The sequence below is a fragment of the Anaerophaga thermohalophila str. Valhall genome (assembly GCF_000250735.1).
Taxonomy (GTDB): Bacteria; Bacteroidota; Bacteroidia; order Bacteroidales; family Marinilabiliaceae; genus Anaerophaga; species Anaerophaga thermohalophila_A.
Window position 1 is genome coordinate 1 of the sequence record NZ_AHZV01000123.1, and the last position, 6208, is coordinate 6208.

General features: G+C 38.7%; 10 protein-coding genes. 5 read left to right on the top strand and 5 right to left on the bottom strand.

The features are described from left to right. Positions 1–341: 341 nt before the first annotated feature. From OQ5_RS0106540 to OQ5_RS23435, 4 genes are all read right to left on the bottom strand, one after another. A complete protein-coding gene (locus OQ5_RS0106540; protein WP_016776721.1) occupies positions 342–671 on the bottom strand; it encodes a hypothetical protein in 330 nt (109 codons plus the stop codon). Next, on the bottom strand, positions 672–893 hold the full coding sequence (locus OQ5_RS0106545; RefSeq protein ID WP_016776722.1) for a type II toxin-antitoxin system Phd/YefM family antitoxin: 222 nt from the start codon (positions 891–893) through the stop codon (positions 672–674). 167 nt (positions 894–1060) lie between these two features. Further along, complete coding sequence (locus OQ5_RS0106550; protein ID WP_016776723.1) at positions 1061–1273, bottom strand: hypothetical protein; 213 nt, start codon at positions 1271–1273, stop codon at positions 1061–1063. A 30-nt stretch (positions 1274–1303) separates the two neighbouring features. After that, the gene (locus tag OQ5_RS23435; protein WP_176694062.1) at positions 1304–1492 is read right to left on the bottom strand and encodes a hypothetical protein; all 189 of its coding nucleotides are present in this window, start codon (positions 1490–1492) and stop codon (positions 1304–1306) included. Positions 1493–2352: 860 nt separating this feature from the next. On the opposite strand from OQ5_RS23435, the gene OQ5_RS0106555 reads away from it, so the two are divergent. The 4 genes from OQ5_RS0106555 (at position 2353) to OQ5_RS0106570 (ending at position 4414) form a co-directional block, all read left to right on the top strand. Continuing rightward, complete coding sequence (locus tag OQ5_RS0106555) at positions 2353–2691, top strand: carboxymuconolactone decarboxylase family protein (protein WP_016776724.1); 339 nt, start codon at positions 2353–2355, stop codon at positions 2689–2691. Between the two features lie 60 nt (positions 2692–2751). After that, positions 2752–3423, top strand: a complete 672-nt coding sequence (locus OQ5_RS0106560; protein WP_026055147.1) for a hypothetical protein — start codon at positions 2752–2754, stop codon at positions 3421–3423. 61 nt (positions 3424–3484) lie between these two features. Beyond that, a complete protein-coding gene (locus OQ5_RS24385; protein ID WP_255297420.1) occupies positions 3485–3619 on the top strand; it encodes a hypothetical protein in 135 nt (44 codons plus the stop codon). A 30-nt stretch (positions 3620–3649) separates the two neighbouring features. Further along, entirely contained in the window at positions 3650–4414 is a 765-nt protein-coding gene (locus OQ5_RS0106570) for a hypothetical protein (protein ID WP_141638860.1), read from the top strand. Between the two features lie 26 nt (positions 4415–4440). On the opposite strand, the gene larE is transcribed toward OQ5_RS0106570, so the two are convergent. Further along, on the bottom strand, positions 4441–5265 hold the full coding sequence (larE, locus tag OQ5_RS0106575; RefSeq protein WP_016776725.1) for an ATP-dependent sacrificial sulfur transferase LarE: 825 nt from the start codon (positions 5263–5265) through the stop codon (positions 4441–4443). 492 nt (positions 5266–5757) lie between these two features. Here larE and OQ5_RS0106585 point away from each other — a divergent pair, with 492 nt between their 5' ends. Further along, positions 5758–6132 carry a response regulator gene (locus tag OQ5_RS0106585; protein WP_016776727.1) on the top strand — a complete coding sequence of 125 codons (375 nt, stop codon included), beginning with the start codon at positions 5758–5760 and terminating at the stop codon, positions 6130–6132. The last annotated feature ends 76 nt before the right edge of the window (positions 6133–6208 follow it).

Below are 6208 nucleotides of genomic sequence, written 5' to 3' on the forward strand. Positions count from 1 at the left end.
TTAAGGTCGGATAGAACTCGCATGCAAGCATTTATACATATTTCTTATTGTGACAAACTTTGCCATACTTGTTTCATGAGAAGAATAAACTTTTTGCAAGTGTGTATTTTCGAATTAAAAGTCCGGAGAAGTATTTCTTCAGAGAAGCTGCCAAACAAAGAAATTTTTAGTTAGGAGCAAGTTATGTTTTTGTGGCCACAAAAACCACGAAAAACGCTAATCGCTATTTCGTGACTTGCCCTCTTTTCAATGGGGAATGAGGATACCGGCCCTTCGGTTGGATATCCTTTTAAATGACCGGATCGGAAAGCCTACGAGATAGTAATTCTTTCCCTTATGCCTTATAGGTGTTGAGCGATAACATGGTTATTGCTGATATATCGAACTAAATAGACAGATTCGCCACTGCTTTCGTAGATAGTGAAAAACACAAACCATTGGGTGTTCTTACTCTTCCTGAATGTAGCGTACAGCATTCCCTTTCCGTATTTGTCAAAAAACGGAGGAGCTTTTTTCTTGACTTTGGTGTGCAGTGAGTTTTTTATATCATCAATCAAGCTGTCCACATACGAAAGGGCGGATTCTTTAAATCCAAAATACTCCTTTTTGTACAGGATTGTAGTCAGTTCGTTGAAGTAATCGAGAGTTTCTGGAAGAAATATTATCCGCATTTATTTCTCGCTAAATAGGGTTTTGATATGTTCTTTAGCACCCTCTCTGAATTGCTCCAAGCTGATAGCCCTGTTAAAGTCCTCATCAGGCTCGAGATATTCTCTTTTTTTCAATACAAAGGTTTCTTTTCTGCCCCTCTGGATAATGATTTGTTCCTTTCCTGCCAAATCAAGATATTTTTTCATATTGTTGCGCAGCTCTGCCGAACTAATTACTCTCATGGCTTTAGATTTTGATGTGTACTATGATATACAAATGTATGAAAAATAAATAATACTATCTTTTTCCAGCAAGTCATAGGCTATTTCCTGTAGATTGATGTTCCAGCCTCTTTTAATAGCCCTTTTGTAATCTCGCTTAAACCTGGTAGTAAAGTTACAGGTAAACATTAACTATTGAGTTTTGAAAAGAAATCTTTTTTGCCTTTGGTCTTTGTAACTCTACCATTTTTTGAATCTTCTAATGCTTTCAAAGTTTTTGCAATCGGAGAATGTTCAACAGAGATGTATTTTTTTTCTGTTTTTGCTATTTCCCTGATAAGGCCTAAAAGATGTTTGGTCTTATTGGTCTTGTCTTTTATGGTAATTGTGTAAGTTGCCATAGTTTTTTATTTACAAAATTGCAAAAAATATTAACGAAAATATAGAACCATAAAGCATTGTAATTGAAATGATTCAGTATTAATCACTAATTTTGATAAAATGAATGCAGAAATACTCTTAACGACAGTTCGCAATTCACAACCAATTTCGGATATATCCTCCATTACCTCGCCGGACAGGTTTTGCAGATATTGTTCCAGGTCTTTAAATGTTTCCATAATCACAATTTATTCATACATTTGTAATAATTGGCGGTGCGGGCAAGAAGTGCCATGAACCACCGGGAGGAGGGACACAGACGGCTGAATAAGACCAGCGTATCGCCAATAATCCCGGGAAACAAGGAGGTGGTTATTCGCCTCCTTTTTCAAGAGCAATTCGCTACGCAACTGCATTTTTTTTGTTTTACATCTACCGGAAACCAGATGCGAATACGTTATATGTTGCATTGCCTGACTTAAATCGGTGGAGAATACCTATTTCAAAACACAGAAAGCAGAAATTGTGACTTGTAATTTTCATTCGTATAAAATTTACTTGAGTTATTGGCCTAATGGAACTCTCATGTAAGATTTATTCATATTTTTATTTCTATTTTCATTCCTTCTTACATCTTTTATCTAACTCAAATTACAAAACACTCTATATCAATCATTTGTTTTGCGGAGTTGGATTTTTGCATATCAGGCCAATTTTCGATACTAACGGTAAAATTCTTATCTGCAAAATTTAACACTTCTGCCTTCTGCCTGTCAAACTTCTGCCTGTCGATTACTTATATCTAAAAATCTAATGATCTATTGTGATAAACCCTGTCATGTTCGTTTCATCTCCCATGTCATCATTGCTGAATTTTAGTGAATTTAGATGGATTGACCACAAGCTAACTCTATGCATCAAAATGCTGTAATTACGTGTTGTCATTACAAGGGCTCGATTAAGATACATATTTCTGAATAGTGATTATTTTTAAAGGTTCTGAATAGCTTATTCTGTGCTCATTGTCATTGGAAATTAGTTGCCGAATGATTACTTTAATACTGTTATTTAATTGTAGAATTTTAAAACAAATGATGTTATGAGTAACTATTCAGATCAGGCACAAGCGGTATTTGATTTTATCGGAACACTTTCAAAAGAAAACTCAGGGATAGCAGAAGGTTTTGGAAAAATGCATCACACCGCAGGTGAAGACAAAGCTTTGTCAGGAAAGCAGAAAGAACTTATCGCTTTGGGGATTGCCATTGTGATACGATGCGAAGGATGCATAGCATGCCATGCAAAAGCTGCCGTTGAAGCCGGTGCAACGCAGGAAGAAATTGTTGAAACCATTGGTGTTGCTGTGGTTATGGGTGGCGGGCCTTCTATAGTTTACGGCGATAAGGCTTACAAAGCTATGAAGGAATTTATGAAATAGGTTTTTGGCTGTCAGCCTGCCACTGTTTCTGAAATCCTGGTTGGCTCGGGCAAAGAAGTTGTGGTAGATATTGAAATGAATGAACGTGTTTCTGAACTGGATGAGGTGGTGGTTCGTTCATCTTTTCGCAAAGACCGTCCCATCAACAGCATGGCTGTGATTAGTGCAAGAACCTTTTCTGTTGAGGAAGCCAGACAATATGCTGGTTCGATGGATGATCCCGGACGGATGGCGGGCTATTTTGCCGGAGTTACAACAGCTGGTATTAATGTCAATGCAATCGTGGTAAGGGGAAATGCTTCCAAAGGATTATTATGGCGTTTTGAGGGAGTGGATATTCCCGTGCCAGGTCATTTTTCCGGTTCGAACGTAGCCGGTGGAGGGGGACTTACAATGTTTAGCAGTCAGTTACTGGCCAACTCAGACTTTTATACAGGGGGTTTCCCTGCCGAATTCGGTAATGCTACTGCCGGCGTTTTTGACATGAGGCTGCGCAACGGAAACAACCGTAAGTATGAATTTGCAGCCCAGGCCGGGGTTCAGGGAATTGAGGCTGCGGCAGAGGGGCCTTTGAATAAAAGCGGGAATGGTTCCTTTCTGGTTAATTATCGTTATTCAACAATGGCATTGGTGTGTGATTTTTTTCCGGAAACCCGTGAAGGTGCTGAAGTGCCTGTCTATCAGGATTTGTCTTTTAAAATAAATCTGCCTGCCGGAGACCGGATCCTATGAGTGTTTTGTGGAAGGAAGCGGCCATAGGTGGCTACTATCTGCAAATGCCCAGGGAAAATACATGATTACTGATAATGTTTCAGTCTCAGCCGGTATGAATGCTTCATGGTTTGAAATGAGCAAAGAATTTCGTGCTGAACCGAGAGTTTCGTCAGCATGGCAGGTACATCCCAAACACCGGTTCTCTTTCGGGTAGGGAAATCACAGCCAGATTGAACCGCTATTTGTGTATTATACAACAAAACAGGATGGCGAGACAGGAATAATAAGCCGGCCAAACAGCAATCTTAAGCGAATGGGGGCTCATCATTTTGTTGTGGGATACGACTGGTCGCCTGTAAATAATTGCCGGATAAAGATTGAACCCTATTATCAGAAACTTTATGATGTACCGGTAGTGAAAGGAACGGCTTATTCCATGTTGAATTTCAGGAGTGACTGGACTTTTGATAATGCTCTTGTAAATGAAGGCTCTGGCAGAAATTTTGGTGTTGATGTGACTTTTGAACGGTTTCTGAAAGATGGATATTATTACATGTTCACCGGTTCTTTGTATGACAGTAAATATACCGGGGGTGATGGAATTGAGAGACGCTCCGTGTATGATGGAGGATACGTTGCTAATCTCCTTGGCGGAAAAGAATGGGACATCAGAAGTAAAAATCTTTTGGGCGTAAACTTTAAAGTTACTTTTATGGGGCCTTTCTGGTATCAACCGGTCGATTCTGAGGCTACACGTATTGCGGGGGAAATTGTTTATGACGAAAGTGCTCCTTTTACAGACCGCCATTCAAATATTGAAACGATTACCGACTTTACGCTGACCTATCGAATAAATGCAAAACGTTCTTCGTCAATATTTGCATTACAGGTAAAAAATCTGGCAGGTCGTCAATATCAGGGTAAACGTTACAATTTAAAAACAGAAGAAATCGAAAATGAGTTTTTCTACAGTGCGTTACCTTTTGTGAGCTACAAAATTGAGTTCTGACGAAACGAGCATGAAAAAGTTTTTCCTTATTTCCCAATCTCCCGATTCAGTTTGCCGGATATCAATCCTTCTTCATCCAGCTCAACATCACTAAAACCGATTTTTTTCAGATGATCTGAAATAACAGGCATCATTTCAGCCAGTCTGGAAACTTCATTCGAGGGAACTTCTATACTTGTTTTTCCGGAACGGTATCTGGCTCTTACTTCTTTAAATCCATGGCGGTTAATAATATCTTCTGCCTCTTCAACCATTTTCAATTTTTTTCTGGTAATACCTTCTCCATAAGGGAACCGACTGCTCAGGCAGGGACTTGCCGGCTTATCCCAGACTTTCAGATTAAAATAACGGGCCATTTCCCGTATGTCTTCTTTTCTGAAATTGCAATCAGCCAAAGGGTTGAGAACTTTATATTCATCAGCGGCTTTTAATCCCGGGCGGTAATCAGTCAAATCGCTTTTGTTGCTGCCATTGACCATGGTGTAGTCGCTATATTCTGTTCTGCGAAGGTGATTCATTGCAGTATAGAGTGAATTCTTACACCAGAAACAGCGGTCTTCGGGATTACTGTTATATCTCGGATCATCAATCTCCCCTGGCGAAACGGTACGATACTTTATATTGTTTTGCTGACAAAAATCCCTTGCCTGATAATAGTCGCTGCGCTTCAATGCAGGTGAATCACCTATGATGGCAACAACATTACCGTATCCAAGAAAATGTCTTGCCAGAAAGGCAACCAGACAGGAGTCTACCCCTCCCGAAAGAGCAACCAATATTCGCGGATGCCTGCTAAACCACTGTTTAGCAGCTTCATATTTCTGATTATCTAATGACGTTGTCGTTTTCATTTTTACTACTATTTTAGTAGTGCAAAATAGTAAAAAAAATAATTCTTCCCAATTGATACTTCCGTCAATAGTAACATCAAATACAAATGTTCTGTTGTGTTTGGAAAGCTTTACAAAACTTCTTTGAGAACAGGTAGTTAATTGATTATCAACAGGTTTTTTGAAGAATTATTATAAAAGGAAAAGGGCTGCCAGCAATGCCGACAACCCTCTAACCTTAACCCTAACCCGATACAAATATACGTCATTTTTTTATTCCGGCAATAAAATTCCAATTTTTTTTAAAAAATTTTTTCTTGTTTTGCTAAACTGTCTGGTAATAATTGTTTTGAAGGATTATTGAGTCCGGTCTAAAAAGCATCTTTATTACCAAACAATACCATACTCGTTTCATATAAATTTGGTATATTGCATTGGAGCAAGCAGAAACCTTTTGTGTTTTGTTGCAAACGATTAATTTACAATTTATTACTGAAACTTAACGAAGTATTGATGTCAGAAAATAAAGGAAAGGTAAAAATTTTACTTGCCGAAGACGATAAACTAAGTATAACCTATATCACTACGGTACTTACAAGTGAAGGTTTTGATGTGATTCATGCTGCAAATGGTGACGATGCTGTTCGTATTGTCCGCGAGATGCCTGACCTGTCACTTGTTTTGATGGATATTAAAATGCCTGATAAAAGCGGCATTGAAGCTACTCTCGAAATCCGAAAATTTAATAAGTCCATACCTGTTATTGCTCAAACGGCATTTGCTTTGGCCGGCGACAGAGAAAAACTCCTTGAAGCCGGTTGTACCGATTATATTTCAAAACCCATCAGCCGGAAAGACCTTGTTGCTTTAATAAACAAGTATCTTTGAATTCAATGAGCCCTGCCTAAAAAGCATCTTTATGGCCAAACTCTGTGTTGTTTTTAAATTTTTGTATCCTCATTAA

Excerpts from the sequence above, each read along its gene's own strand:
- OQ5_RS0106555 (WP_016776724.1), top strand. The coding sequence starts at position 2,353 with ATGAGTAACTATTCAGATCAGGCACAAGCGGTATTTGATTTTATCGGA.
- OQ5_RS0106550 (WP_016776723.1), bottom strand. The coding sequence starts at position 1,273 with ATGGCAACTTACACAATTACCATAAAAGACAAGACCAATAAGACCAAA.
- OQ5_RS0106585 (WP_016776727.1), top strand. The coding sequence starts at position 5,758 with ATGTCAGAAAATAAAGGAAAGGTAAAAATTTTACTTGCCGAAGACGAT.
- OQ5_RS0106540 (WP_016776721.1), bottom strand. The coding sequence starts at position 671 with ATGCGGATAATATTTCTTCCAGAAACTCTCGATTACTTCAACGAACTG.
- OQ5_RS0106545 (WP_016776722.1), bottom strand. The coding sequence starts at position 893 with ATGAGAGTAATTAGTTCGGCAGAGCTGCGCAACAATATGAAAAAATAT.
- OQ5_RS24385 (WP_255297420.1), top strand. The coding sequence starts at position 3,485 with ATGATTACTGATAATGTTTCAGTCTCAGCCGGTATGAATGCTTCATGG.
- larE (WP_016776725.1), bottom strand. The coding sequence starts at position 5,265 with ATGAAAACGACAACGTCATTAGATAATCAGAAATATGAAGCTGCTAAA.
- OQ5_RS23435 (WP_176694062.1), bottom strand. The coding sequence starts at position 1,492 with ATGGAAACATTTAAAGACCTGGAACAATATCTGCAAAACCTGTCCGGC.